This window comes from Campylobacter sp. IFREMER_LSEM_CL2256, assembly GCF_025771645.1.
In the GTDB taxonomy this organism is placed as follows: Bacteria; Campylobacterota; Campylobacteria; order Campylobacterales; family Campylobacteraceae; genus Campylobacter_D.
The window spans coordinates 1-502 of record NZ_JAKMQQ010000038.1; the positions used below are offsets into that span (position 1 = coordinate 1).

The following is a 502-nucleotide window of genomic DNA, read 5'->3' on the forward strand; positions in this document are numbered from 1 at the left end:
GTACCACTGTTATTAACACCACCATAGATATTACCATTTTTTTCATTTTTTAATAAATCTATAGTACCACTGTTATTAACACCATAAAAATCTTTACCAGCTATTAAAGGTACAATTTCACTACCTATAGTACCTGTATTAGTAATAACACCTATATAACCTTTATTTTCTTTAGCATCTTTGGTTTTATTATTAAAGGTGTTAATAATACTTGCAATGGTTCCTGCGTTGTTAATTAAACCTATAGAACCATTATCATTGTTTAAGCCTTGTTCTAAGATAGCACCTTTAGTGTTTTCAAGAGTACCTAAGGTGTCTTTATTTTCAAAGGTATTTTTTAAATTACCATTATTAGCAAATGTACCTATAGATGAAGTTCCATCTCTACTAATTTCCATTTCACCATTATTAGTAATAGTTCCTACTACTGAGTTATTACTTAAGTCTAAGTTAGTTTTACCTGTTTCTGTGTTTTCGATAGAAGTTATAGTGCTATCATCTA

1 protein-coding gene is annotated in these 502 nt (G+C 28.7%); it reads right to left on the bottom strand.

What is annotated here, in order from left to right; genetic code table 11:
* On the bottom strand, positions 1-502 hold a 502-nt coding region (locus L8U00_RS07795; RefSeq protein ID WP_263709118.1), incomplete at both ends, for a hypothetical protein.